21 protein-coding genes are annotated in these 26,356 nt (G+C 43.6%); 8 read left to right on the top strand and 13 right to left on the bottom strand.

Features of this window, described 5'->3' with window-relative positions; translation table 11 throughout:
• The first annotated feature begins 189 nt into the window (after positions 1 to 189).
• Complete coding sequence (gene rimI / locus ACZW67_RS06915) at positions 190 to 666, top strand: ribosomal protein S18-alanine N-acetyltransferase (protein ID WP_465182672.1); 477 nt, start codon at positions 190 to 192, stop codon at positions 664 to 666.
• A 66-nt stretch (positions 667 to 732) separates the two neighbouring features.
• On the opposite strand, the gene ACZW67_RS06910 is transcribed toward rimI, so the two are convergent.
• From ACZW67_RS06910 to trxB, 3 genes are read right to left on the bottom strand one after another with little or no spacing between them, the layout of a single operon-like run.
• The gene (locus ACZW67_RS06910; RefSeq protein ID WP_197217966.1) at positions 733 to 1,122 is read right to left on the bottom strand and encodes a MerR family transcriptional regulator; all 390 of its coding nucleotides are present in this window, start codon (positions 1,120 to 1,122) and stop codon (positions 733 to 735) included.
• A gap of 54 nt (positions 1,123 to 1,176) precedes the next feature.
• The gene (gene aat, locus ACZW67_RS06905) at positions 1,177 to 1,983 is read right to left on the bottom strand and encodes a leucyl/phenylalanyl-tRNA--protein transferase (protein WP_465182670.1); all 807 of its coding nucleotides are present in this window, start codon (positions 1,981 to 1,983) and stop codon (positions 1,177 to 1,179) included.
• Positions 1,984 to 3,006, bottom strand: a complete 1,023-nt coding sequence (gene trxB, locus ACZW67_RS06900; protein ID WP_465182669.1) for a thioredoxin-disulfide reductase — start codon at positions 3,004 to 3,006, stop codon at positions 1,984 to 1,986.
• A gap of 568 nt (positions 3,007 to 3,574) precedes the next feature.
• Between trxB and ACZW67_RS06895 the strand changes: the two genes are divergently transcribed.
• The 3 genes from ACZW67_RS06895 (at position 3,575) to ACZW67_RS06885 (ending at position 8,748) form a co-directional block, all read left to right on the top strand.
• Complete coding sequence (locus ACZW67_RS06895; protein ID WP_465182668.1) at positions 3,575 to 6,937, top strand: DNA translocase FtsK; 3,363 nt, start codon at positions 3,575 to 3,577, stop codon at positions 6,935 to 6,937.
• 315 nt (positions 6,938 to 7,252) lie between these two features.
• Positions 7,253 to 7,888, top strand: a complete 636-nt coding sequence (locus ACZW67_RS06890; protein WP_465182667.1) for an amidase family protein — start codon at positions 7,253 to 7,255, stop codon at positions 7,886 to 7,888.
• Positions 7,885 to 8,748: an amidase family protein gene (locus ACZW67_RS06885; protein WP_465182666.1), complete on the top strand. Its 864-nt coding sequence runs from the start codon at positions 7,885 to 7,887 to the stop codon at positions 8,746 to 8,748. Before ACZW67_RS06890 ends, ACZW67_RS06885 begins: the two co-directional genes overlap by 4 nt.
• A 30-nt stretch (positions 8,749 to 8,778) precedes the next feature.
• Here the strand turns inward: ACZW67_RS06885 and ACZW67_RS06880 are convergent, their stop codons facing one another.
• The 8 genes from ACZW67_RS06880 to dapC form a co-directional block, all read right to left on the bottom strand.
• A complete protein-coding gene (locus ACZW67_RS06880) occupies positions 8,779 to 9,681 on the bottom strand; it encodes a DODA-type extradiol aromatic ring-opening family dioxygenase (protein ID WP_465182665.1) in 903 nt (300 codons plus the stop codon).
• Between the two features lie 105 nt (positions 9,682 to 9,786).
• Complete coding sequence (gene rlmH, locus ACZW67_RS06875; RefSeq protein ID WP_465182664.1) at positions 9,787 to 10,275, bottom strand: 23S rRNA (pseudouridine(1915)-N(3))-methyltransferase RlmH; 489 nt, start codon at positions 10,273 to 10,275, stop codon at positions 9,787 to 9,789.
• Positions 10,276 to 10,434: 159 nt separating this feature from the next.
• Positions 10,435 to 10,983 carry a DUF421 domain-containing protein gene (locus ACZW67_RS06870; RefSeq protein WP_465182663.1) on the bottom strand — a complete coding sequence of 183 codons (549 nt, stop codon included), beginning with the start codon at positions 10,981 to 10,983 and terminating at the stop codon, positions 10,435 to 10,437.
• A 155-nt stretch (positions 10,984 to 11,138) separates the two neighbouring features.
• Complete coding sequence (locus ACZW67_RS06865; protein ID WP_197217955.1) at positions 11,139 to 11,654, bottom strand: ABZJ_00895 family protein; 516 nt, start codon at positions 11,652 to 11,654, stop codon at positions 11,139 to 11,141.
• Between the two features lie 83 nt (positions 11,655 to 11,737).
• Entirely contained in the window at positions 11,738 to 13,735 is a 1,998-nt protein-coding gene (locus ACZW67_RS06860) for a D-alanyl-D-alanine carboxypeptidase/D-alanyl-D-alanine-endopeptidase (RefSeq protein ID WP_465182662.1), read from the bottom strand.
• 108 nt (positions 13,736 to 13,843) lie between these two features.
• Positions 13,844 to 14,449 (bottom strand): 3'-5' exonuclease, encoded by a 606-nt coding sequence (locus tag ACZW67_RS06855; RefSeq protein WP_465182661.1) that lies wholly within the window; start codon positions 14,447 to 14,449, stop codon positions 13,844 to 13,846.
• A gap of 16 nt (positions 14,450 to 14,465) precedes the next feature.
• Positions 14,466 to 16,406: a DUF294 nucleotidyltransferase-like domain-containing protein gene (locus tag ACZW67_RS06850; protein ID WP_465182660.1), complete on the bottom strand. Its 1,941-nt coding sequence runs from the start codon at positions 16,404 to 16,406 to the stop codon at positions 14,466 to 14,468.
• 329 nt (positions 16,407 to 16,735) lie between these two features.
• Entirely contained in the window at positions 16,736 to 17,968 is a 1,233-nt protein-coding gene (gene dapC / locus ACZW67_RS06845; protein WP_465182659.1) for a succinyldiaminopimelate transaminase, read from the bottom strand.
• A gap of 258 nt (positions 17,969 to 18,226) precedes the next feature.
• Between dapC and ACZW67_RS06840 the strand changes: the two genes are divergently transcribed.
• A complete protein-coding gene (locus tag ACZW67_RS06840; RefSeq protein ID WP_465182658.1) occupies positions 18,227 to 18,898 on the top strand; it encodes a hypothetical protein in 672 nt (223 codons plus the stop codon).
• Between the two features lie 162 nt (positions 18,899 to 19,060).
• Here the strand turns inward: ACZW67_RS06840 and glnD are convergent, their stop codons facing one another.
• Both glnD and map read right to left on the bottom strand, forming a co-directional pair.
• Positions 19,061 to 21,805: a [protein-PII] uridylyltransferase gene (gene glnD, locus ACZW67_RS06835; protein WP_465182657.1), complete on the bottom strand. Its 2,745-nt coding sequence runs from the start codon at positions 21,803 to 21,805 to the stop codon at positions 19,061 to 19,063.
• 313 nt (positions 21,806 to 22,118) lie between these two features.
• Positions 22,119 to 22,910 carry a type I methionyl aminopeptidase gene (gene map / locus ACZW67_RS06830; protein WP_465182671.1) on the bottom strand — a complete coding sequence of 264 codons (792 nt, stop codon included), beginning with the start codon at positions 22,908 to 22,910 and terminating at the stop codon, positions 22,119 to 22,121.
• 458 nt (positions 22,911 to 23,368) lie between these two features.
• Between map and ACZW67_RS06825 the strand changes: the two genes are divergently transcribed.
• The 3 genes from ACZW67_RS06825 to ACZW67_RS06815 all read left to right on the top strand — a co-directional run bounded on the left by ACZW67_RS06825 (position 23,369) and on the right by ACZW67_RS06815 (position 25,963).
• A complete protein-coding gene (locus ACZW67_RS06825; protein WP_465182656.1) occupies positions 23,369 to 23,854 on the top strand; it encodes an META domain-containing protein in 486 nt (161 codons plus the stop codon).
• 257 nt (positions 23,855 to 24,111) lie between these two features.
• The gene (locus ACZW67_RS06820) at positions 24,112 to 25,113 is read left to right on the top strand and encodes a Xaa-Pro aminopeptidase (protein WP_465182655.1); all 1,002 of its coding nucleotides are present in this window, start codon (positions 24,112 to 24,114) and stop codon (positions 25,111 to 25,113) included.
• Positions 25,114 to 25,312: 199 nt separating this feature from the next.
• Positions 25,313 to 25,963 (top strand): hypothetical protein, encoded by a 651-nt coding sequence (locus ACZW67_RS06815; RefSeq protein WP_465182654.1) that lies wholly within the window; start codon positions 25,313 to 25,315, stop codon positions 25,961 to 25,963.
• Positions 25,964 to 26,356: the final 393 nt, after the last annotated feature.

Here is a 26,356-nt window from a genome sequence, read left to right as displayed (position 1 = left end):
GCGCTGGTGTTGTTGCTAACGTTAACGTTTAATACTGATCCTAGTATTTAACTCGTTAGTCAAAAGCCGTTCTCTTTATTGAGAACGGCTTTTTTTATGGGTGTTTATAACTAAAGAAAAGCTGTGGTGACATACCTATAATTAACGATAATATAAAGTGTATTTTAAGAAAAGAGATAAAAAGTGCAGATGTTTAATATAAAGACATTAGGGTATAAAGCAGAAGAACGAGCAGCGATTGTCCAATCCGTGGCGACTATTGAAGCTATCGTTCAATTACAAGAGCCATGGACTGGACAGACTCTGAGCGGTTTACTTGAACAAGACAGTATAGATTTAATGGTTGCTATGAGTACTGAGGCTGATGAAGTGGTTGGTTACTGCTTATACCAAGTGGTGTTTGAGCAAGCAGAAATCCTGCGCATTGGCACACGTCCTGACTATCAACGCCAAGGTATTGCGTCGCTACTTTTTGCAGAATTAAATACACATCTGAAAGAGATTCAGGTGGAAAGTTTATTATTAGAAGTGCGTGCAGATAACGCTCCTGCGATAGCACTATATGAAAAGCAAGCGTTTGCCGTTATTCATAAACGCAAAGGCTATTATCAACAGCCACATCAGCCAGCAGTCGATGCTTTAATTATGCAGCATGTTTATCGGTAGTGACATATGAGTTGAATTGGCTTTATTGTTTTAAGATGTTTGTTCATCAGATTTTATACGATGATTTTAGTCGCTGTTTGCCTGCATAGATTTAAGCTCTTTAATTCGTTCGCTCAAGAGCTCAATCATGATGCTGGTATTGGCTTGCTGTTTTTGAACTTGATCCAGCTTTTTTTGATTAAAGCTCAATTGTTCGTCGAGGCTAATTTTCCCAGCATAAAAATCATTGAAGCTATCTTTCATTTCGTTGAGAGTAAAGCCTACCGTTTGTGCACTCTTGATTAGCTCGATGCGTTCGACACATTCTGGATGAAACTCAGTATACAATCGTGACCCTGCTTGACGCTTACGCGATTTTAGCAAACCCAATTGGTCATAATGGCGCACAGTATCCTTAGTAGTATTGGCTTTTTTTGCTAGCGCCCCAATTAACAAAAACGATTCATCAAATGCCATAGTGGTCTCATAGGTCTGTAAGTAGATGCTTGTTAATAGCCATCACAATGCTCGTTATAAATTGAGCTGCCAAGGTTCTTCGTTATCAAGTTGCGATACTGGCAACGGTTTGTGGGAGTTATTTTGCCATGTGATGGCATCGCCAGCTATCAATGTATCTAACTGAGTGAGAAACTCTACGCGTGGCAAGGTGGTTGCGCCTAGGCTCATAAGATGATCGTTCGGTAATTGACAGTCGACCAACGCTACATGGCTTTGTTCACATAAGCGCATAAGACCCCAAAAAGCTAACTTTGATGCATTGGAAGCGCAGTGAAACATCGACTCGCCAAAATAGATATTGCCTATTTTTAATCCATAAAGCCCGCCGACTAATTGCCCTTTATCATCCCAAACTTCTACACTATGTGCAAATCCTTGAGCATGTAGCTTGGTGTAGGCTTCAATCATTTCATCATGAATCCAAGTATGTTCTCCTTCAGACTGATTGTCATTAAGGCCGTCACTGCGTGGTAAGCTACAGGCATGTATGACGTCATCGAATGCTTGATTGAGTGTCAGTTGCCAACGGGCGCGATTCGCTTGTTTACGTAGTGACTTGCTTGGCTGATAGTCTGTTGGCACTATTACACATCGTGGTTCAGGGCACCACCAAGCGATCGGCTCATCTTCATTAAACCAAGGGAACAGTCCTTGTGCATAAGCAGAGATGAGGGTTTCTGGTGCCAAATCACCACCCATAGCGACGATGCCAATGCCGTCAGGGTCAATAGAAACGGGATCAGGAAAGTCATAACGCCCAAGACTTTTCAAAGTCTCAGGCGTGATGTGTTGATCGTTCTGTTGAGTAAAGTTGCCCATTTAAGCTTCTTTATCTGCAGTTAGTGTTGAGTCGTAAGTATGATCACGAGCAACGGTCTCTCCCAATGCATCCAAGTATTTTTCAGCATCAAGTGCCGCCATACAGCCAGTGCCAGCAGAAGTGATGGCCTGACGATAGACATGATCGGCGACATCGCCTGCTGCAAACACGCCTTCGATACTGGTTTGCGTGGCGTTACCTACTAGGCCGCTTTGGACAGTAAGATAGCCATCTTTCATATCTAGCTGACCTTTGAACAAGTCCGTATTAGGCTTATGACCGATTGCCACAAACATGCCAAAGACATCTAGTTGCTTAGTACTGCCATCGATGGTTGATTTGATAACAACGCCATTGACGCCCATGTCATCACCAACCACTTCTTCAACACTGTGATTCCACTCGATTTTGACATTACCATTTTTGGCTTTTTCAAACAGTTTGTCTTGTAGGATTTTCTCAGAGCGTAAGCTATCACGGCGATGAACCAAGGTTACTTCAGAAGCAATGTTTGATAGATATAAGGCTTCTTCGACAGCCGTATTACCACCACCGATGACAGCGACTTTTTGGTTCTTATAGAAGAAACCGTCACAAGTAGCACAAGCTGAAACGCCAAGGCCTCTGAATTTGGTCTCTGACTCTAGCCCTAGATACTGAGCAGATGCACCTGTTGAGATGATTAGGGCATCACAAGTGTAGCTACCGTTATTACCCGTTAATTGAAAAGGACGTACATTCAAGTTTACTTCGTTGACATGGTCATAGACCAGTTCGGTACCGAAGCGTTCTGCGTGGGCTTTCATGCGTTCCATCAATGCAGGGCCTGTTAAGTCATGAGCATCGCCTGGCCAGTTATCGACTTCGGTGGTGGTGGTTAGCTGTCCGCCCACTTCCATACCAGTGACCATGACAGGCTTTAGGTTGGCGCGTGCTGCATAAACGGCAGCAGAATAACCAGCAGGGCCTGAGCCTAGGATGATGAGTTTTTCGTGACGTGGCGCTGTATTTTCAGTTGCCATGGGTAATTCCTTGCTAAATATAAAAGTTAAAAATAGGAGTGATTAATATAGTAAATTTTTTCAAAATAACGACTAATATGGTTTTTCTCATTGCTGTGTGATAATAACATAAGGGCACGGCGGACAAAGTGCAAGTTTGCTAAAATCAACATGGATATCATTAGAATTAAAGCATATAAACCTTGAAGTATTGTTGCCATAAATGACGACTATTTTATAAGGTCTATATAAGATTGTTAGCCTTATTCTATGAGCTATATTGCTAAAAGTAGGGTTTTTTATCTAAATCGCATATTAGCTAACTTTCTTGCACTCTTTCTTTAGAAGACTGTCGCCACTATACCTATGTATTTGTTATTATAAGAAGTTATGCCAAGTGTATTGGGGCGCAGAAAGAAGGCTGTCATGACTCATCTTTATGACAGACAATGCGTTCTAAATGCTTTGCCAGAGATATTTATATTCGCACTTCTATATCAGTATCTCTATGTCAGCACTTTATGTCAGCATGATTAAGCTTAGTCATGCGTTGACGACCATTTAGTATTAATAACAAGGCAGATCTTACGTGATATCAGCACCGCTTATTGAGTATTTAAAAAAGGGAATATTTACCCTCCTTGGGTTAATACTGGCCGTTTATCTCTTTGTCATCTTGATGACGTATACAGGTAATGACCCTAGCTGGTCGCATATCAGTAGTGATATGACCACGATTAATAATGTGGGTGGCGCATCAGGTGCTTGGTTATCGGACTTGCTCTATAGCTTTTTTGGTTTTGGCGCATGGTGGCTGCTAGCATTTTTGGTTTATGAGTCTATCCTTATCTGGTGGGACAATAAGCCAACATTTTGGTTGATGCGTTTGATTGCTTATGTGTTTTTATTATTGAGTGCCAGTGCTTTATTTGCACAATTGGTTGCGTTGGTTCAGCACGTAACGGATCCAACAGCGACAAGGCTCGAAGGGGTTGCTGGTGGTATCATAGGGTTGGAGCTACAGTCTCGACTGGCTCAGCTTTTATCGCAGTGGGGGAGTGTGCTCTTCTTAACGGTTTTCGTTATTATCACGGCGACTTTTGCCTTTAATATTCATTGGCTTGCGATTTATCAGAAAGTGACAGCGTTGTCATGGCTTGGTTCAGGGGTCAAACACAAAGGCATGGCGCATGATGATGCCTCTGCTCAAGAAGGCACTACCTCAGAGCAAAATAACGAAAGTATAGCAACGAATAAAACAGCTAAAGAAACCTCAGAACAGCAGCAGTTACCGCTGGAGCTACACTCTGAAGATAGTGTAAAAGCAGTAGAGAATAGTGGTCGTTTCAGCAATGTTTTGTCAGACTTTTTATCAACGTCAGGGCTTGCTGATAGCGTAAAAGCATCGATGGCAGCAGCAACGCAAGCGGCTATGTCTAATTCAAGTGCCATGTCTAATAATGAAAATAGCCAACAGCTACAGACGGCAACAGCGACACCTAGCGGTACAATTGATAATACAGCCAATCATGCTAATACATCGCCGACGTCAAGCTCTGTAATGACACCTATCCGTAAAGTAGAACCGAGCTTTGCTTGGAATGATGCAAATACCGTTGATGATTTATTGGCCAGTGAGCAATTAGCTTATAACACCAATACTATGAACGGTCATGGTTCAGATTCTGCTGCGCCAGTACCTAATAATACTGAATTTAGTCATACCAATACTGAGTCGCTAGAATCAGCTGTGCCATCAGCTCCGGCTATATCAAGCGCAAAAATAGCTGACGTTAAGTCGCCAATTGAGGATGTCGTATACGGTGAGACGGATCTTCAAAATACGGCAGATTCTGGGCTTGATGTACCAGTGGATAATATTGATATATTGGCAGATGCTTGGCTAGCAGAGCATGCAGATATTTCAGTACCTACTACTGAAGAGTCTGTAGAAACACTTAAGTCTGATAGTGTCGCGGAGCAGCCAGTACGAGAAGCAGTCGTAGAGCCTGTGTCCGATTTAACCAGTAGCGATGCTATTAATAAGCAGCCTTCGAATATACCTGTTGCTTCAGCTGCTAGCGATACGAGTCCATCTGTCGATAAACCAACTAGTAATCAAACTGAAATATTGAACAATGCTGCGTCGGCGGCTACGATTGCAAAATCAGCTGCGTTACTTGCAGCAGAAGCTATTGAGCCAATGTCAGAAATGGCTGATATGACGCCGACCAATACACCGCCTGCTAATCCAACATTACCACCAACTGCTGTCGCTGAATCAGTTGTTGCTCCTAAATCCAATGTGAGTTTTGATATACCTGAAGGAGATTCTAGTAACCATATTGCCGATATGGTACCAGATGATACGGGCGCTGATGCCGCTGCTCCTGTTATGCCTCATATTAGCGATGATGCAGCGTTTAGTACCAAGTCACGCTCAATGCAAACGGCGGCTTATCGTAGTAGTTTGTCGCCCATTCCTGAGATGTCGATTTTAGACAATCCAGACCCAAATCGCCAACCGAGTTATACCGACGAAAAACTGGTTGAGCTATCAGAATTGTTGGAAATCAAACTACAAGAATTCAATGTAAAAGCATCGGTCGTCAATGCGATTCCGGGGCCAGTCGTGACACGTTTTGAGGTCGAGCTGGCGGCAGGGGTAAAGGCTAGCAAGGTAACGGGAATTTCGCGTGATTTAGCACGCTCGCTGTCTATGGCATCTCTGCGTGTGGTTGAGGTAATACCGGGTAAGCCTTATATTGGTATTGAAGTACCCAACCCAAAACGTGAAATGGTACGTTTGATAGAGCTGCTAAATACTGAAAAATTCAAAGACCCAAAAGCGCAAATCAGCATGGCAATGGGCAAAGATATTGGCGGTAAAGCTATCATTACTGACCTTGCGCGTGCGCCGCATATGCTGGTTGCTGGTACGACAGGTTCTGGTAAATCAGTTCTAGTTAACTCAATGCTACTGTCGATGCTACTCAAATACACGCCCAATGAGCTGCGTCTGATTCTTATTGATCCCAAGCAGCTTGAGCTTGCCAACTATAATGATATTCCGCATCTGTTAACGCCTGTTGTGACTGATATGACGGAAGCTGCCAGTGCCTTGTCATGGTGTGTGGCAGAGATGGAACGCCGCTATCAGCTGATGAGCTTACTGAAAGTTCGCAAGCTTGATGAATTCAATAAAAAAGTGCGGGCTGCCGAACAGTCAGGCAATCCTATGCTTGATCCATTGTGGCGACCTAATGATAGCGTGAGTATTAGCCAAGCGCCGAAGCTTAAAACGTTGCCAATGATTGTCATCGTCGCGGATGAGTTTGCCGATATGATTATGCAGGTTGGAAAACAAGCCGAAGAACTAATCACGCGTTTGGCGCAAAAATCGCGGGCAGCCGGTATTCACTTAATGTTAGCCACTCAGCGTCCATCGGTAGATGTCATTACAGGTCTGATCAAAGCCAACATCCCAGTACGTGCGGCATTGCGTGTTAACTCAAAAGTCGATTCGCGGACTATCTTGGATAGTGGTGGTGCTGAGGATATGCTAGGCAATGGTGATATGTTGTTCTTAGGGCCTGGGCAAATTGAGCCTGATCGTGTGCATGGTGCGTATGTCAGTGATGAAGAAGTCAACCGTGTTTGTGACGCTTGGCGTGAGCGCGGTGCACCCGACTATATTGATAATATGGCAGGAAATTTTGAATTATCTAGCCCAGGCGGTGGTGGTAGTTCAAGCAACGCCTCTGGTGAAGATGATGACTTATATAATGATGCAGTTGCCTTTATTATGGAAACACGCAAAGTGTCAGCTTCTAGCATCCAGCGCAAATTTAGTATTGGCTATAACCGTGCAGCACGTATTGTCGACTCGATGGAAGAAGCTGGACTGGTCAGCTCGATGGGTAAAAGCGGCAAGCGTGAGCTGTTAATGTAGCGTTTAGATTTGATGATATAAGAAGGCGGGTCACGAAAGTGGCTCGCTTTTTTTATTGAGTAAACATAATGATGTTTTTAGTGAGGAATTAAGTGCTTAGGAATATAATACTGAAATATTGTCATTAAACACACTGTAATTATCTAAGATTAAATTCATGCATGGATAACAGGCAATTCAGTACCTAAGTGACTAATGAGTCCATTTATCAATCATAAGTAGTGGATTTTTATACTAAACTGACAGTTATTTATCGATAAATATTTGTTAATTTTAAGAATTCTCCATTCAATTACTCTCCAAGGAAGGTCAGTTATGTTCAAAGAGTATACCCAGTACGATGGTCTCGCATTAGCGGCATTGGTCAATGCAGGTGAGGTCAGCGCCAAAGAATTGTTAGATGCAGCAGTCAGTCAGGCAAACAAATTAAATCCTAAATTGAATGCCATTATCCACCGTTTTGATGAACGTGCGTATCGTGCGGCGCAGGCAGGATTGCCATCTGGCGTATTCAATGGCGTGCCTTATCTATTAAAAGACTTATCGTTTAGCTTCGCGGATGAACCCATCACGATGGGCAGTCGTAGTGTCAATATCATCTCAGAAAAAGACAGCGAAATCGTCAAACGGATGAAAGCCACTGGCGTCAATACCTTTGGCAAAACGAATACGCCTGAGTTTGGTTTGATTATCACGACTGAACCCAAGGCTTATGGTGCGACTCACAATCCATTTAAGAAAGGCTATAGTTCTGGTGGATCATCTGGCGGCAGTGCAGCAGCCGTGGCAAGTGGTATCGTACCGATGGCAGGCGCAGGAGATGGCGGTGGATCGATACGTTTCCCCGCTGCATGGTGCGGCGCGTTTGGACTCAAACCTAGCCGTGGTCGTAACCCAATGGGCCCATCATTTGGAGAGAGGGTTGGGAGGGAGCAGTCGCTGACCATGTGATTACACGTAGCGTGCGTGATAGTGCTGCTATGCTCGATGCGACAAGCGGTGTAGAAATCGGTGCTCCATATGTCATCGCGCCACCACAGGGTACTTTTTTACAAGCCGCCATGCGAGCGCCAAGACAATTAACCATTGCTTTGCATCAGAAGCCATTGATTGCCAATACTGTGGTGGACAAAGAAGTACTGGCGGTCCTTGAGCAAACTGCCAAGCAACTAGAAGCCATGGGGCACCGAGTAGTACCTGCCGAACCTAATGTTGATATTGAACAATTTTGGCATGATTTTATGGTGGTGGTTTGTGCTCATACCGCATTTACCATTGATAATCTCGAGCGTGACTTTGGTATCGAACATATCCAGAATCTAGAGCCGCAAACTTATAATATGGCACTGCTAGGTTGCTCGCTATCAGCGGTTGATTTGGCTCATGCCAAGCATGGCTGGCATCATAGCCAATATCAGACTGGCTTATTACTTGAAACCTACGATATGATTTTGTGCCCGACCGTACCCACCCCTGCGGTCAAGCATGGGATATTGCCACCCAGCCGCACGGATGAAATGCTGATGCGTAGTGCAGAGTTTCTAAATAAAGGCTTTGATATGGGTAAGTATGCTTTTCGCTCTGGCATGATTGAAAAACTGAGCCAACCGATACTAGGCAAAATGGCCTTTACGTTATTAGGCAATGTCACAGGCCTACCAGCAATGTCGTTACCACTCGGCATGAGCAAAAAAGGCTTACCGATTGGTATGCAGTTGATTGGGCGTATGAACGATGAAGCCACGCTGTTTAGTGTGGCAGGTGAGTTTGAGCGTGCTGGATTATTTACGAAAGCTGCTTTTGAACAGTAGCGCTATGATGAGGACACGGCCTAGTACATGTTAATCAAAGCGATAAATATCCATACCCAAACTATGATGTGCCATGCTTTGATGGACGACTGAGACGCGCTGACCAGTACCTAGTGCAAAGAACAGCGGTAGCAAATGCTCGTCACTCGGATGAATGTTTTTATAATTAGGGTATTGCTGCCAGTCTAGAGCAGTGGGTATGTCTGTCTTAAGCTGCTGTATTAGCCATAGCTTAAAGTCTTTGGCGGCTTGATCGATACTGTCAGATTGCCAACGCATGGCACTCAGGTTATGTGTGATGTTACCTGATCCAATAACAAGTATTTGCTCATTGCGCAGTCGTGCTAGCTGTGCGCCCAATTGGTAACAGGCGACACTGTCATAATGCCGCGGTAAAGATATTTGTACGATAGGTATGTCTGCCTCTGGGTACAGATGTCTGAGAGGTGCCCATACGCCATGGTCAGATGCACGTACAGGATTGACACTACAAGTAATACCATGTGCGGTGAGCTGCTGTGCGAGTGATTCTGCGAGCGTGGGATGACCAGCTGCTGGATATTGTAGTTCGTACAACTCAGGAGAAAATCCTGAAAAATCATGCCAAGTCTTTGGTTGTGGATTGCTGCTGATTTCAAGCTTGGATGACTGCCAATGCGCAGACATAATAAGGATGGCACGTGGCTTTGGTAAGTTTTGTCCGATACGTGCTAGCGCGCTGGTCGTAGACGATTGCTCGATAGCAAGCGTCGGAGCACCATGCGAGATAAACACCGCTGGTAGCTTCGCAAATTTGGTAGCATCAGCCGCTACTGCAGGTGCATCTGCCCAAACGCCAGCCGCAGTGATAGGCGTTGGCGAATTAGGATGAGACTCATCGTGTTGATGGCTTGGACGAGAGGCGTCAGGTGTCGCAGTTTTTGGATATTTCATGTTCTATGTATTAGGGCGTGCACCAGTTTTTCAATCCGTTCTATGATTGATGTTTTGAGTGGTCTTATTAAAACATCGTGGTCATTTTTGAAGGTTTGACACGCCTTAGTTTCCACGGTGGTAAGGATGATTATTATTGATACTCATCGCTCGATATAACTGTTCCATTAGCACAACACGTACCAACGGGTGTGGTAATGTCAGCGCTGATAGTGACAGTTTTACATCGGCTTTGGCTAATACTTCTGGCGAGACACCATCTGCACCGCCGATGACTAGAGCAATATCATCACCTTGCTGCATGCCATCAGCCAATTTTTCAGCCAGTCCTTCTGTCGAGATCATCTTACCTTTGACATCCAGTACCCATAATTGCTCACGGCCTGATGCGTTATGAGCGGACAATATCGCCTGACCTTCTTGCTCACGGTACTGTGCCAAATTGGCATCCGAAGGGTTTTTTGCACGTTTTGCAGCAGCCAGCTCTACAATCTCTGTGCTGAGCATGGGTTGGATACGTTTAAAATATTCATCAAAACCCGTCTGTACCCATTTGGGCATTTTATTACCGACGGTTAAAATTCTTACCTTCATAGTAGTTACCATTTCAATAATTGATAAAACGAAAAAATGCGATGCCCTATAGTCAAAGAACTCTAAAATAGGTACAAGGCAGCCGACTGCAGATTGTACAAGTAGTACATCTAAGGAGGGTAACGCCGTAGCGGTTTAGTAGTTCACCGACTATATATTTTACATTAGCGGTGCAATAGTATCTGAGACAGTCGCTTCTGTGTTTGGGTTATCCTTACTCGCATCAGTCGTGTTGGGCTTTGGAATAATAGTGAGTTGGGCATCAGACTCAAAAACAATGGCTTCAATATCATCAAAACTGTTCATACCTTCAGAGCGCATCGCACATTCGATTTCTTGACGGGTCAGCCTTTCATCTCGCATTGCATCTGGCAAAAACTGTCCTTGATAAAAGACGATACGCGGCTCAGATAAAATAAAACTGCTAAAGGGCGTTGAAATAGACGCATATTTGGTGACCAAAAACTGCAACATATAAAGTACTAAAATCGATGAAGCCCCTTCGACAAAAGGAATGTCTTTTAGCAAGATAGTACTGGCACCTAATGAGCCGATCATCACGGTGACGACCCAATCAAAGTTATTGAGCTGTGACGTCGAGCGCTTGCCAGAGATTTTGGTAATCAGTACGATGAATACGTAAATCATAACGGTCGTTAAGACGATACGTCCAAGCTTGTCTATGTTGTCAAAAAAGAACATTTCCATGATGCTCGCTCCTATTCAAAGTAGGTTATTGTCCAAAGTAGGTCATTGTCCAAAATTTTACCCATTAACGTTAACGCAATAGAGTTTATAGGCGATACAGCTCAATAACCAAGCCAGTTTTTCGCTATTTATAGTTTTTCTACACTTGTAGTTGTTTATCGAGTTTTGCGTTTGGGGTCAAGTAGGCTATTGAGCACCCAAAGACTGATTCGAGCACTGACCAACGTCAGTACCAATATCATGACGAGTGCTGAGAGTAATGGTAAGGGTTTTTGCATCGCCATATCGACTAAGACTTCACGGCTTACTGTATCAAATAACCAAAACCATATGGCTACGAAGTAAAGCGCAGTTACTAGCCAGATAACAGCAACCCCGCTCAACATGATGCGATTAATCTCACTTCTATTCAATGCTCGCTGCTGATGCTTGACGAATTTACTGACGGCGATGTAAGCACCAATAATGATAGACAGCACCGTGACCAGTTGTGAGTTCAAGGTAAGCTGGGTTTGAATCATCATAAACACTGCGCTGGCAAGTGTATAACCAACTGCAAAAAAACCAATATACTGCGCCAGTTTGGGTTGAGCCAATCCATTATTTTTTGTTAGCCCATCACGATTCGACTGAGGGCTAGGCTTGCTGAGATTGGTTATCTTGCGTGGCATAATCTGACCTTTATAAGGGTAAAAACATAAGGTAATTGATATATTATCAATTATTCATTAAAAAGTATTTTTGATAAAAGTAATCAATGCTTAGCGGTCCAATCAAGCATCGCATCCAATACTGGTCTGGCATTATAAGCATTCAGAGATTGCTCACTATTGATAAGTCCCACGACGACATAATCCTGCCCTGACAGTCCTTTGACATAACCTGCCATCGAGGTCACGTTGTTTAGAGTACCCGTTTTTATCCATGCACGGCCAATGGCTTCTGATTCGGGCAAACGTTCGCCATGCGCGGTGATGGTGCCGCTGACACCTGCCACACCTAATGAATTGACGTAAGCATTGAAGCTTGGACTATCATAAGCGTATGTTAATAGTTCGCTTAGATTGGCCGCGCTGATGGTGCATTCGCGGCACAGTCCTGAGCCGTTGGTTAGATGAGGTGGTGGTGTGCTTAGATTGGTTTGCCACCATTGATTGATGCTCTGTAGGGCTGCTGGATAGTCAGTAGTAGCAGGTTTACCAAATTGGTATAAGCTACTTGCGTTATTATGTGTATTTACAGGCGTTTCGTCATGAGTTTTAACGCCCTTGGCATTGCCATAAGCCCCTATCGATAGAGCCACTTGTTCAGCCATCACATTATTGGAGAAGTGGTTAATATCATAAATTTGCTGAGTGAGGTTCAAGGAGGGATAGCTGACAATAGGCAGAGGCGACATAGACAATGCTGTGAGACCGCGTGTTGATTTTGGAGACTTTATCCCCGCATAAGGGACTTCTTGTGTGATGACATCACCACTGAGTGTATTGCCTAGCGCCTGCCATTTTTCGGCGATGATACGTGCGGCAAAGTCTTTGGCATCAGGATACGCAACATAAAAGACATGCTCGCCACAGCTGCTTGGCAAGTCGGCATTTAACACCAGTTGTTTGGTTTGCCACTGCGGCGAGAGACTATAGCTTGCCTGTCCACAGCTCGCTGAGCGGGTATTGATGGTAGTGGGTAATTGATAGTTTGCTAATTGCGGCGTGTAAGTCAGACTGGCTTGACCATTGTCTAACGGGTAGCTTTTGATACCGATAGTACTGAAGTTAACCAAAAACCCATCGGGACTGGCGTTATAAGGACGTAGCGGCGAGTTATCAAAGGCGGCGGGGTCTTTAGTGATATTTTTAAAGACAGCGCTGTCGATAACAATATCTCCATCGATGTGATGAATACCGGCTGACTGTACTTTATAGAGCAGTTGTGCCAGACGCTCATGGGTCATTTTTGGGTCGCCACTGCCTTGTATAACTAAGTCGCCGTGTAGACGATCACCGATGACAAGCCCAGTATGGTAGACGCGTGTATGCCAGATAAAGCCACTCCCTAAGGTATCTAAAGCGATAAAACTAGGAACGAGTTTCATGGTGCTAGCAGGCGTACGAGCGACGTCGGGTTGATGACTCAACAGTGGTGAAAATGACATCTTGATAGCAGGTGTACCCGTTTTGCTATCAGTACTGCCATTTTCTTGACTATTATGATCGTCAATGACTGTTGTTTTTGATGGGTCACCCGATACTGTTGGGATACTGTCTAAACTTTGGTAAGTGTAAGGGTCATCTGTATAGGCATGCAGTGCTTGCTCACGATTTTTAATCGTGCGCTGTTCAATCGTAGCTAATGTGCTTGGTTGCACCGAATGATTTTTTTCATCGCGAGTATCGTCCTGCGTTGTTTTCTGGCCACTGTTATTGGTGTCAGACGTCGCATTAGTCATTAGCTCTGAATGAGAAGAGCTATCCGGTTGGCTGTCAATGACTTGAATGGGCGCAGGCAGGTGACTGGCATTTTTATCACCGACTGGCGTGATGATGATGCTAATGTCAGCTTCCGTTAAATCAGCTCGTGATAATGCCGCTTGAATGGCTGCTGGTAATGCTGCCTGTGCATATAGCGGCGTTGCGATTAATGCTAATACAGCCAAGCGTTTACTCACCTGACTAAACAGTCGTAGATGGTGAAAAATTGGTGAAAGTTTGGCAACAAGGGCAGGAGAACGAGAGCGTTTGGAAGTAGGTCGCATGAGCATCTTTTAGTCGGTGGTAAAAGCCGACTATACTAACATGAGTTGCTGTTTTCGCGTAGGTTGAGAGGCTTGTTAAAAGCTCGATTTTGTTATTTATAAATGATATTAACGCACGTGCAAAAAGGCCATCGCCGTCATAATGGCATCGTTATAAGCATCGTGAGCGCCCAGATTAGGAATATTATAATGCGCTAATATATTGGTCAAATGCTGCGATTGGCCAGAGAGGCCTTGGGTGTGACCACTCATACGACGACTGTATAAATGGCGCACATCGATGATTTCATTGGGCAGCGTGGTACCCATATAGCGCTTGACCAAAGGATTCAAAAATCCCGTATCTAATTGCGTACAAAACCCAATAATAGGCCTGTTATCTATAAATGGTAGCAACAGCGCCAGCATTTCATCATAGCTCATACCATGCTCGACATCAGTGGTACGCAAGCCGTGAATGACAATGGTATCTCGGTCAGGCATCACCGGTGGTCTACAGACTAAATACATGCCATTGCCTGTATCAATAGTATTGCCATTGATATGAATGGCTGCGACAGACAGTACATGATGCTTTTTGGGATTGAGTCCTGTCATCTCACAGTCAATCGCCACCCACTGCTCAGCCATCGGTTGGGTAAACATCGAGGCCAACTCTGGACGCTGTAATTGCGTCTTTTGCCAAGTGCAAGACAACTGTTTTAGCCAACTCATATGCGTGCTCATTTGTTTATGCTATTTCTAATTGATAGTGCTGGCGTAGCTGTGTCTTAAAGCTTTTGACCACGGACAGACACTCTTTTAACAAGTCACGCTCAAGCGCCGTCAGCGTCGTTGGATTTACTTGGCGTGCGTGTCTGTCATCGGTAGACAGAGCAACTGATAAACGCTGTGCCATAAAGAATTCCAAAGCCTCTAACAAGTTGTCTGCACGCTCTTGGGTTAATGCTTGGTTTTTTACCAAAGCCTTTAGGCGATTCTTGGTACTAGGGACTTCTAAAATGTCATTTTCTAGCGCCAAGGTACGAATACCATGAACCAGTGGAAAAATACCGGCTTTTTTTAGGTCGATATCTTGCGAATCTGACTTGCCACCTAGTAGTGGAACAAATTTTTGCCACCACTGATTCACATCACCGAACTGTAGCGCGGCGCGTGCAAACTGGCGTACAAACATAGGGTCTGACTGTCTATGAGCCACTTTTAGATGTTGACGTACTTGAGTCAATAACGACTCGTCACCGCAAACATATTCACCATCGAGGATGGCAGACAAATAAATACCATGCATCGGATCGGTGTTTTTAAACCATAAACTGATTTGCGCATTAAATGCTTTCAGCGGCTGTCGCCACATGGGATTAGTCATCATGATATTGCCGTCGCACAAGGGATAACCTAACGTCGCCAAATGGCTATTAAAAGTATCAGCAAACTGTGCCAGATTATCATGGGTGTAACCATCACGCATGATGAGCGCATTATCTTGGTCAGTACGCATGATTTGCTCACCGCGACCCTCTGACCCCATGACGATGAGGCAGGTGTTTTTCATGACTTCATCAGGTACTATGAGTTGCCAGAGCTTGGTAAATACCTGTGCGTTGAGCGTCTGTACCATGCGACTGATGTTACCGATTTTGACGCCATTTTGATGTTGCACACGAATATAACGACCAATAAGCTCGACAGCAGTATTTAGGCTTGAGAGATCCTTTGCCTGTTCGATTTGAATACTAATGAGTTGTGAATGATGACCAATATGAGCGAGCATATCGCTCTGTCCAAGTACTCCTGCCACGTCACCATTATGATCAATCACTGGCAATCTATGGATACGATAGCGAGTCATGGTCAATAGTGCGTCACCAATTTCATCAGTGGCGTTGATGGTACGCAGGTTAAAGTTAGCATAACGCTGGCAGGTAGTCGTGGCAGGATTCTGCTGCTCACTCACCGCGCGGCAAATATCGGTATCGGTTAAAATTCCCAATAGATGTCCTGTGCCATGATGTTCGTTTTCAGTGTTGTCTAAAGGATTTGATGGTCGTACCAGTACGTGCTTCAGCCCTACTTGGGTCATGATGCAAGCGGCGTCATACAAGCTGTTACTGGCGTCAACAATATGTACGGGCAATAAACTGACATCTATCACTGGTTGCAGCATGATTTGCTGAACTTCTTGTTGATCGTTATAGGCGTTAGGGTTGGTTACTTTGTGATTACGTCGCTGCTGTAAGGCTTTTAATCGTTCAGGGAGTTTGTCAGATAGCATTTGGCGTACTAGATGATTTTGTGCGCTGATTTTATCGACTGCGCTACCAGCGACTTGTAGTAGCAAAGTGTCTTCGGCAGCTGTAAATTGATAGGTCTGTACGGCTTCGGTATTAGGATTGCCGTTTGCCGATGACTCGGGCAGACGACGACTATCGAACCAGTCGTTATTATTGAGATGGTCAGAATGATTGCTACCTAGATAGGAGCCGACAAACTCACCGTCAAGTGACTGCTCAATTTGTCCTTTGATGACCACATACAGACATTGTAGCTCTTCTGCTAGCAGGCTTTCGCTTTTGGCAAGATAGCGGATTTGGGTGTTTTTTCTAATGCTTTGACGTTCAGCCATACTTAATACATCAAAGGGAGGCTGGGTAAAATCAAGATGGGCCATGGCATCATCCTTGATGGCATATTGGGCGTGTCTTCATTTTAAAAATGGTGATAAAAATGGCAGCTAAACGAGGAAAGTAGTGCAGATAATGTCGAGATATTAGCAAGCTACTTGACGCAGTTTGGCAAAGATTTAACCATTTTTAGTCCATTTAAAGTTTATTGTTCAGAGTGAGGACACGCCCTAGGTAAAAGATACTTTACTATAGCACTATTGCAGCAAAAAACCTCTAATAACCACATTTATATTGTGGCTATTAGAGGTTGGTATTTTTCTTGAAGATTAATGCATGTAAAGCGACTGCTTATACATTCTATGAATTGTGCACCTTACGCACCAAGTAATTTTCGAATACGGCTTATCGCTTCACGGCTTTCATCGACACTAGCGACCAGAGCAATACGCACATAACCTTGCCCAGGGTTTTTACCATTCACCTCACGTGATAGATAGCGACCTGCTAAAGCATGAATATTGGCTTGCTCATACAGCGCTTTGACAAACAGCTCGTCATTACCATTGAACTGCTTAGGCGCTTTTATCCAAAAGTAAAATCCAGCCTCAGGCATCCGCAACTCTAATAGATCGCCAAGCTCCGACATCCATAAGGAAAATTTTTCTTGATAGAGTGCGCGATTATGCGCTACATGCTTTTCATCTTGCCAAGCAGCGATAGAGGCGAGCTGGTGCGGTATGGGCATGGCACAGCCTTGATAGGTGCGATATTGCAGATACGCCTGCAAAATATTGGCATCACCCGCCACAAATCCTGAGCGTAAACCAGGCAGGTTTGAGCGTTTGGACAAAGAGTGAAAGACGATACAGTTTTTAAATTTATGACGACCGAGTGTCGCGCAAGCTTGCAACAGTCCAATCGGCGCTGTATCAAAATACAGCTCGCTATAGCATTCGTCACTAGCAATGATAAAATCGTACTGATCAGATAGGCGAATGAGGTATTCCCAATCATCTATCGTCATGACTGAGCCTGTCGGATTGTTCGGACTACAGACAAACAAAAGCTGCGTGCGTGCCCAAACTTCTTTTGGTACTGCGCGATAATCCCCTTTAAAGTCATTATCTAGTGTGCAAGGTACAAAGTAAGGCGTTGCCTGTGCCAATATGGCCGCACCCTCATATATTTGATAAAACGGGTTGGGCATGACCACGGTAGGAGGTTGACCAGATACAGACAGCGAATGATTGCCAGTATCGATGACTTTGTGATCGACAACCGCTTGTACCAAACTAAAAATAGCCTCGCGTGTTCCCATCACTGGCAATACTTGCGTATTAGCATCGACATGATTTAAGAAAAACCGCTTCTCTAACCAGTGTGCAATGGTTTGGCGTAGTTCAAACAGGCCATTGGTCGTTGGATAACGGCTTATTTTGTCCAAATTTTCGCGTAGTACGTCCAGTACAAAAGCGGGTGGCTCATGCTTTGGTTCACCAATACCCAGTTTGATTTCACTGTAGTTATGGGCTGGGGTGCTATCGGCCAGTAGGGTAGCCATTTTTGCGAAAGGGTAAGGATGCAGATACGTTAAGTTGTGATTCATAGGTAGGGTAACTATAATAGACAATTAATAATAAAGTTATAAAGAAAATTTACATTTAAGCAGTGTAGCACTTCTCTTGTTTTTTGTCTTTTTCTTCTTTTTATGCTCAGACTGCCAAACTATTGGAGCATAAATGATGAAACAGACACAGAAGTAATGTACTGAAAAATGCTCAGAAAATCTTATCAATTGATAACTTATAACAATACAAAAATCTCTATCAGTCTTAATGATAGATCATGGTAAGGATAATTTGATATGCCTAGTGTTGCAAAACCCGATAGTCTTGACGCTAAAGATATCAATAATGAAAACTCTAATAGTAGCCTGCCGCGTACCAAATTGTACGAGCGACTCAAGCAACGCGAGCACAGCTGGTGGCAATCGCGTCAGCAACTGATTAACCGTAAAGAAAGAAAAATGTTTTGGTACGGTGAAAACAGCCTGATGATGTGGTTCTTATGGCAATTGGTCAGCTATGTCATCGTGGCAATGCTGCTGATGTTACTCAGCAAATTGCTGGGTATCATGCTGCCTTTATGGCAATATGTTGCTCTGTTTACCTTACAGACAATCATATTTTTGGTCATGTTGGCAGCCAAAGGTCAAATGGCGAATACTTTGCAACGCAAAATTGACAAAGATGAGTTGCTACGTGAAGAAGCTATGAATGAAATGATTATTCTAGCAGAGGACAGTCTCTATCCAGATGTGCATGCCCATGCCCCTCTTTCCCTAAGAGAGATGTATGAATATTTTGACAAAAGCTTCCATTTAGCAAGTTTGCATTGTTTGCTAAAAAGAGAGGTCGATGCTGGGCGTTTAATACTGACGCAAAAGCATATCGAAGCAGAGATTTTGCCGCCAGATCTTGCTGATGATGAGCTCAATGAGCACGCTAGCGAGATGATATACAAAAGCACTTTATAAAAAACAGCTTTGCTATTAGGTATTAATGTAATGGGGTATCAAGGCAAGTAGATATAAAAGCAATTAGATATAAAAAAGCATGCCATCGATAGCGTTATCAATGGCATGCTTTGTACTTTTTAAACAGGGCTTTTTTGACGTGCTTACTTCATTGCATTTGATTTAATAAAGAGGGCAGTCTTTCTGTACGCTAAGGCTCGCAATCAACGCTGACTTCAAAGTTTCAAGTCTGTCAGCAGAGAGTGGCTCATCGTTCTGATCACTGATATAAAACATATCTTCTGCGCGCTCACCCAAAGTAGTAATACGAGCTGCATGAACCTCAATTTTCTCTTGCAAGAATACTTGTCCAACTCGTGCGAGTAACCCTGGCTGATCGAGCGTTTCTAAGCTCATTATGTGCTGATCTGAGGCCTCATTAAACTCAAATTTGATGACCGTGGTCACTTCAAAGTTTCTGAGCTGACGCGGAATACGCTTGTTTGTAATCTTTAGCACTGTTGGGTCTTTAAAGGCGCTGATCAACCGCTGCTTGAGCTCTTGCTGACTCTCTTCATCGATTAATAATGTACCAGTAGGGTCAAGCAGCACATAAGAATCCAAAGCAAAGTCACGCGTGGCAGTAATAATGCGTGCATCTAAGACATCTAGATTCATTTGATCGAATACTGCCATAGTGACGGCAAATAGATTCATCTGATCTTGGGTATAAACAAAGACTTGCACGGCATCCAGTGCCAGCTCTCTATGCTCACGCAGTACGACCAATGGCGGGCTGTCAGCATTAGAAGCAAGACCAATCGGTGGATGATTCAAGATAGCTTCGGTATGCCATAAAATATCCTCAGCGATTTCTCGTAAGAAGTACTCGTCGCCCAAGTCATCCCATAGTCTCAGTACTTCTTCGCGATTCATGTGCTGGTTATTCACATTGGCCAGCATATTTAAGGCTTGCGTGCGTGTCGCACTAATCATATCTTGGCGATTGGTTGGGGCATCAATATCAGCGCGCAAAATACGACGAGTTTGTGAGTATAGCTGTTTCATGAGTGTGGCGCGCCAGCTATTCCACAACTGTGGATTGGTGGCGTTCATATCTGCCACGGTGAGCACATATAGATGGTTGAGATGTGTGACATTACCAACGAGATCTGAGAACAGCGTGACAACCTCAGGATCTGAGATATCTTTTTTCTGAGCGGTCATCGACATCAATAGATGATAACGGGTTAGCCAGCCGACCAAGTTGGCATCTGCCAAACTCATGCCATGCGCTAAGCAAAACTCAATCGATTCAGTTTGGCCCAGCTCGCTATGATTGCCGCCGCGACCTTTGGCGATATCATGGAACATCGCTGCCAGTACCAATATCTCTTTGCGTTCGATACGCTGAAAGATAGAGCTGACCAGTGGGAAATCTTCATAAAAACGCGAATCCGTAAAACGGTGCAATATGCGAATCAAAAATAACGTATGCGCATCAACCGTATAACGATGGAATAAATCGTATTGCATGAGCCCAGTCACTTGGGCAAAAGCAGGGATATAATTCCCTAATACGCCATAGCGGTTCATGGTACGTAGACGGTGAAACAGATAATTCTGTTCTTTTAAATTGGCCAAAAACAGTGCTTGGTGAACAGGATTATCACGATAGACCTGATCGATACCACGTGCGGCGATTTTTAGTGCGCGAAGGGTATGCGTACGGACGTTTTTGATATTGTGTTGACCCATCAATAAAAACATCTCCAGAATGGCTTCTGGATGTTGAGCAAAGACTCGATGATGCGCCATAGAGATTTGATCGCCAACTTTATTAAAGCGCGCATTAATCGGATGCTTTTTAGGGCGTTCATCATCTGATAGCTTTGGTTCTATAATCGTTTCGTAATAATGATTGGTGAGCATTTCAGACAGAGTCGATATCTGCATGGCACAGCGATAATAGTCCCGCATAAATCGTTCAACAGCGGCATTAGGCTCGTCATCTGGCTGAGTCTCATAGCCCATTAATTGGGCAATCTCACGCTGATAATCAAACAGTAGCTTGTTTTCGTTCCGACCTGTCAATACATGTAGGTAGTGACGTATTTGCCATAAATAACCTTCTGCAAAACTCAGCTCATCAAATTCTTTTTCAGTCAAAAAGTTCTGCTGTACCAAGTCATATAACTTGCCCACTCGGAAGTAACGCTTAGTCACCCAGCCGATAATATGAATATCACGCAAGCCACCAGGAGCGGTCTTGATATTTGGCTCAAGGTTGTATTCGGTAGCATTGTGCTGTAGATGGCGCGCTTTGGCTTCTTCGATTTTTACCTCAAAGAATCTACGCGGTGACCACTGTTCATTGACAATTTTGACAGGCATCTCTTGCAGTGCTTCATTGCCAATCAATAGCCGAGCTTCGAGCTGTGCGCTAGCAATCGTGTGATCAAGCGCAGCTTCGAGCGCATCATTGACGGTACGTACCGAAAGCGCAGGCTCCAGTCCGATATCCCATAACAATGCAACTAAGCGATCAATTTTCCCACTGGTCTCAGCGTCAATCTCATCAGGAGATAATAATAAAATATCGATATCTGAATAGAGCGACAGCTCGCCGCGACCATAACCACCCGTGGCGAAGAATGCCAAGTCGGTCTTATCCAGCTCAAACCACTTAAACAAAGCAATCAGTAACTCATCTATCGCACAGGCACGAACGGTCACCAACTGACGAATATTCACACCACGCTCAAGTGCGCGACTGATGTCTTCATTGATTTGAGTCAACCACTTAGGAATACCCAGTAGTGGTTTTTCGGCGTTATCGCTATCTGATAGTGATGTGTTGGTCGCTATGTCAGCTGACAGCAACGGTAATGGCGTTAGGTCAATAGAGGTGATATCACAATTAAACATGAGTGTTATCCAATTAAGAGTTTAGAGATAGCTCGTTAAGATGAAAGCCTATGACAACTATGGTGCTATAGTCAATCCACTATAAATTCGATATGGTGTCAGTCTCGCTTAGTCTACTATCTGTAGTACTTTCACTCGGCTTTCTTGTATCAAATTATATTGAACCGACTATATGTAGCGTACTATAAAAATCAGAATGTGCTAAAACTGTATGGGTATGAAAAGTATAAGGATAAAAGATCAATAAGCATAATACTCAATTCACCCTGATTATAGTCCAAAAAAAAGACCGCCTAGGCGATCTTTTATTATATTACTGAGTCAAAAAGCTTAAATCTTCTTCAGGGCGGGTGGTAAACACCTCGCAACCATTGTCTGTCACGACCATCGTATGCTCCCATTGAGCAGACAGCTTACGGTCTTTGGTAATCGCCGTCCATTCATCTGGCAGGATTTTGGTCTGCCACTTGCCTTCATTAATCATTGGCTCAATAGTGAACGTCATGCCAGTTTTTAGCTCAAAGCCTGTGCCTTTTTTGCCATAATGCATGACTTGTGGCTCGTGATGGAATTCATTACTGATGCCGTGTCCACAGAACTCACGTACGATACTGAAACGCTCAGGCTCGACCACTTCTTGAATCGCGGCACCTACATCGCCCAAACGTGCGCCATTTTTGACAACACTCATACCTGCATAGAGTGCATCCTGTGCCACTTTACAGATGCGCTTGGCCATAATAGAGCCGTTGCCGACAATCCACATTTTTGACGTATCGCCGTAATAGCCATCTTTAATGACGGTCACATCAATATTGATAATGTCGCCATCTTTTAGTAGTTTGTTTTCACTCGGAATACCGTGACAAACCACATGGTTGACCGAGGTGCAGATTGATTTAGGGAAGCCATTATAGTTGAGTGGCGCAGGGATAGCGTCTTGTACATTAACGATATAGTCATGAGCAAGACGGTTCAATGCTTCGGTGCTGACACCCACTTTAACGTGTTCGTCCAGCATAACCAACAAATCGCTGGCCAGTTTACCGGCGATACGCATTTTTTCTATGGCTTCTGGAGATTGGATCAAGGATTTTTTAGTCATCATAATCGTACTTATAGTTATGGAATTAATAGGGGGGATTATAGCATAAATGCAGGCGCGACGGTTTTGAGAGAGTGGCGAACAAGTCTGGCGCTATATTATCCGTACACTGGTATTAATAGTCCTGTTCTCAAAAATTTCAAGATTTTTGTACTGATGAGTATTGTGTTCGGATTATCTAATAGCTACCTACATATCAGGTGCTATCAGCATGGTTCACAAGCGAGTGTAGATGGATATCAAATACTTCAAACGAGGTTAACGCAGTAATATTTTTATAAGAGAATGACTATACTGAAGCTATGATGACAATCCGGCATTAACTATGCACAATAGAACGCGCTATGCAGATTGATAAGTTTGATAATTTATTAATAATAAAAATCATTGATGGAAAATGCGAGACATCTCGTTTACTCGTAATTAAAATTTTGAATTGAATCGATACAGGAGTTTATATGAAGAACACAACTAAAATAATGATGGCCGCAACGCTGGCTATAGGTACGCTTGCTGCTGGTTGCCAAACCACCAATATTACGGCACCTGTCACTCAACCAGTAACTTCTGCTGCTTTACAAGCATATAACTGGCAGTTGGTCGATGCTAAGCTCACTAGCGGTGATAAAGTTAGCCAACTGTTCTTTGATCCTACCAAACCGTTAACGCTAAATTTTATGAATAATAACGGCAGCGATTACGTAGCATTTATGAACACCTGCAACAGTATGAGTGCGGGCTATAGCGTTGTTAATGGCGATGTACAAATTAAAAATGGCATTAGTACTATGATGGCCTGCCCAGAACCGCAAGCAAGCTTTGATAAAGCGACTTTGGCAACGGTAGAAGGTAAGTATAGCCTCAATAAAAATGCCAATAATGTTCCTATTTTGACCATCAAGAATGACAGTCAAATCGCACATTTCAAAGCCGTTGCTAAATAAAGCTGTTTATAACTAATCCAATCTTTAAGCAATTGAGTCTCTCTGCAAGCTGTGTTGCAATGTAAGATTTCAAAGCAAAGTAGTATTTTGATTAAGCCTCACTTTATAGTGGGGCTTTTTTTGTTCAAAACTAAAGTCCAATTTACGTTACACTAGTGTAACAAGTTGTATTTTATAAACATTGCATCTAGCCCACACTGCGTCTAACCAACACTTTGCGACGTACCTTTCATAGCGTACCTATTGGACTTTACCTTATGCTAAAAACCTCCGTGTTAAAACCAACGATCAGCATGCGTATAATAAGCAGCACGGTCGCTATAGCAGCTCTCAGCGCTTTAGCTGGCTGTCAGACGCTGCCTAGCAAACCAGCCAATATGTCTACCAGTACCGTCGATAGTAATCCATTAACTGCGCGTATGCCTGTGATGGACCGTCAAGGGCGCATAGCCTATGTGGATGAGCAGGGTACAGGTGCCGCAAAAATATCGACACTGTATAGCATCCGTCCTGATGGTAGTGATCGTCAGTTGATTGATCAGATAAATGGCTATATCTATGCGCCTGCATGGTCTGCGGACGGTCAACGGCTTGCCTATAGTAAACAAGCACCACGTCAAAACCCAAAAATTTATATCTATGACCGAAAAAGTAAAACCCAAAGTCTGATCGTTAATGCTGAAGGCAGTAATATGTCCGCGTCATTCTCACCTGATGGTCAAAAACTCCTCTATAGCTCAACCGTCGGTGGCAACGCAGATATTTATGAGATGCGTCTGAACGATGGTAATACCAAACAGTTGACTACACTATCAAGTACTGAGGTACAGCCAAGCTATGCGTTTGATGGCAAAAGCTTTGTGTATACCAGTGATAAAGTCCGTGCTGGACGCCCAAGTATCTATCGCTATGACTTTGCCACTGGCAATGCGACGCCTATGCCGACTAATGGCTATGTCGCGAGTCCTCAGCTCAGTGCAGACGGTCAGCAGTTAGCGTATCTCAACGGTCGCAAGGCTGCGGTTATGACATTGGCTACCCGTCAAACCATCGATCTCGCAGAAACAGGACTCGATGAGCCTGCACGGTTATCACCGTCTGGACAGTATGCAGTTTATCCAATGCGCAGCTCGCAAGTGAGCAGCCAAGGCACTAGAAATATAGGCAGCCTCGTTATCCGCTCGTTATCTGGCAACACAAGCTACAGTATTAATAGTGATGCTGGCGGGATGGTGCGTTCACCGATTTGGGGACGCTAATGGCGAAATCTATGTATTATAGGGTGAGATGTCTATATAATTAATAAAGAAACATAAGTTGATTCTATGGCTTAAGTTTTTATGGTCACCACATAAATTTTATAAACGGCTCATCCGGATTCTGCGTATCAATATACTATATATAAACATACTCTATATAGAGATACTGGATTAGGTGAGCAAAAGGAGAAAGTACGTAATGCAAGAGTCGTTTTTGATATTCATCACCAAAATCAGCTTGTACCCGACGATAGTCTTTACAGGATTGGTGATGTTTGTGACCTTGTATTGGATGGTTTCTCTACTTGGTATGGCAGATATGGATACGGTAGATATTGGCGATGCAAGTGGCGGGGGTAGCAATTTGACCTCATCAGGTTTTGTGTCGGGGCTGCTGCTCAAGTTCGGTCTGTATGGCATACCACTTATCGTTATCCTTAGCCTAATCAGCTTAATTGGTTGGTTGTTAAGTTACTTCTATACCAGTTTTTTACATCAAAATTTTGATTCAGGCATTTTATATTACCTATTTGGCACCGGAGCGCTAATCTTTGTATTGGTCATCTCCATGTGGCTGACAGGTATCATTATTTCTCCCATCCGCAACAAAATAGCCAAAATACCTAGACGCAATGCTGCTAGCAATATCGGCAAAATCGCGGTTGTACGTACCCTTAGTGTCACGGACAAACACGGCGAAGTGGAATTGAATGATGGCGGTGCAGGATTGATACTCAAAATTCGCTCAGACATCAATGATGGCTCGCTGAAACAAGGCGATCGAGTGATGTTGGTGGAGTATTTAGAGGCAGCCAATACCTATCGCGTCGCCCCTGTAAAAGATAAATAACCACTATAGTCACTCCACTATAAAAGTGTTACTGCGTTAACCTCGCTTGAAGTATTTGATATACATCTACACTCGGTTGCCTTGTACTACTTTTAAATTGAATCGACTATATAAATAATTTAGCCACTAGTAAGTAATTTAGTCACGATGGTTCTCCATCATTATTTTCAGCACATCATTATCGCTTTTAGCACAGAATAACTCATAGAATAAACAGCGATTTAGTCAGAGGTTTTAGAAGCATCTCTGGTTTAGGCATAATAGTTTTAGCAATGATTTAAACGGTTTTAAATTTGGTTATAGTCGATTCAGAATAATGCAGATATAAGAATGGTGCGTGATAGGGCTATTAAGGCACACGTGCTATAAAAGGTGCTATAAACAGTAAGTTTA

Source organism: Psychrobacter sp. TPE 89C, from assembly GCF_055522395.1.
The sequence above is the reverse complement of the archived record's forward strand: the minus strand, read 5'-3'. Positions and strand labels throughout refer to the sequence as shown.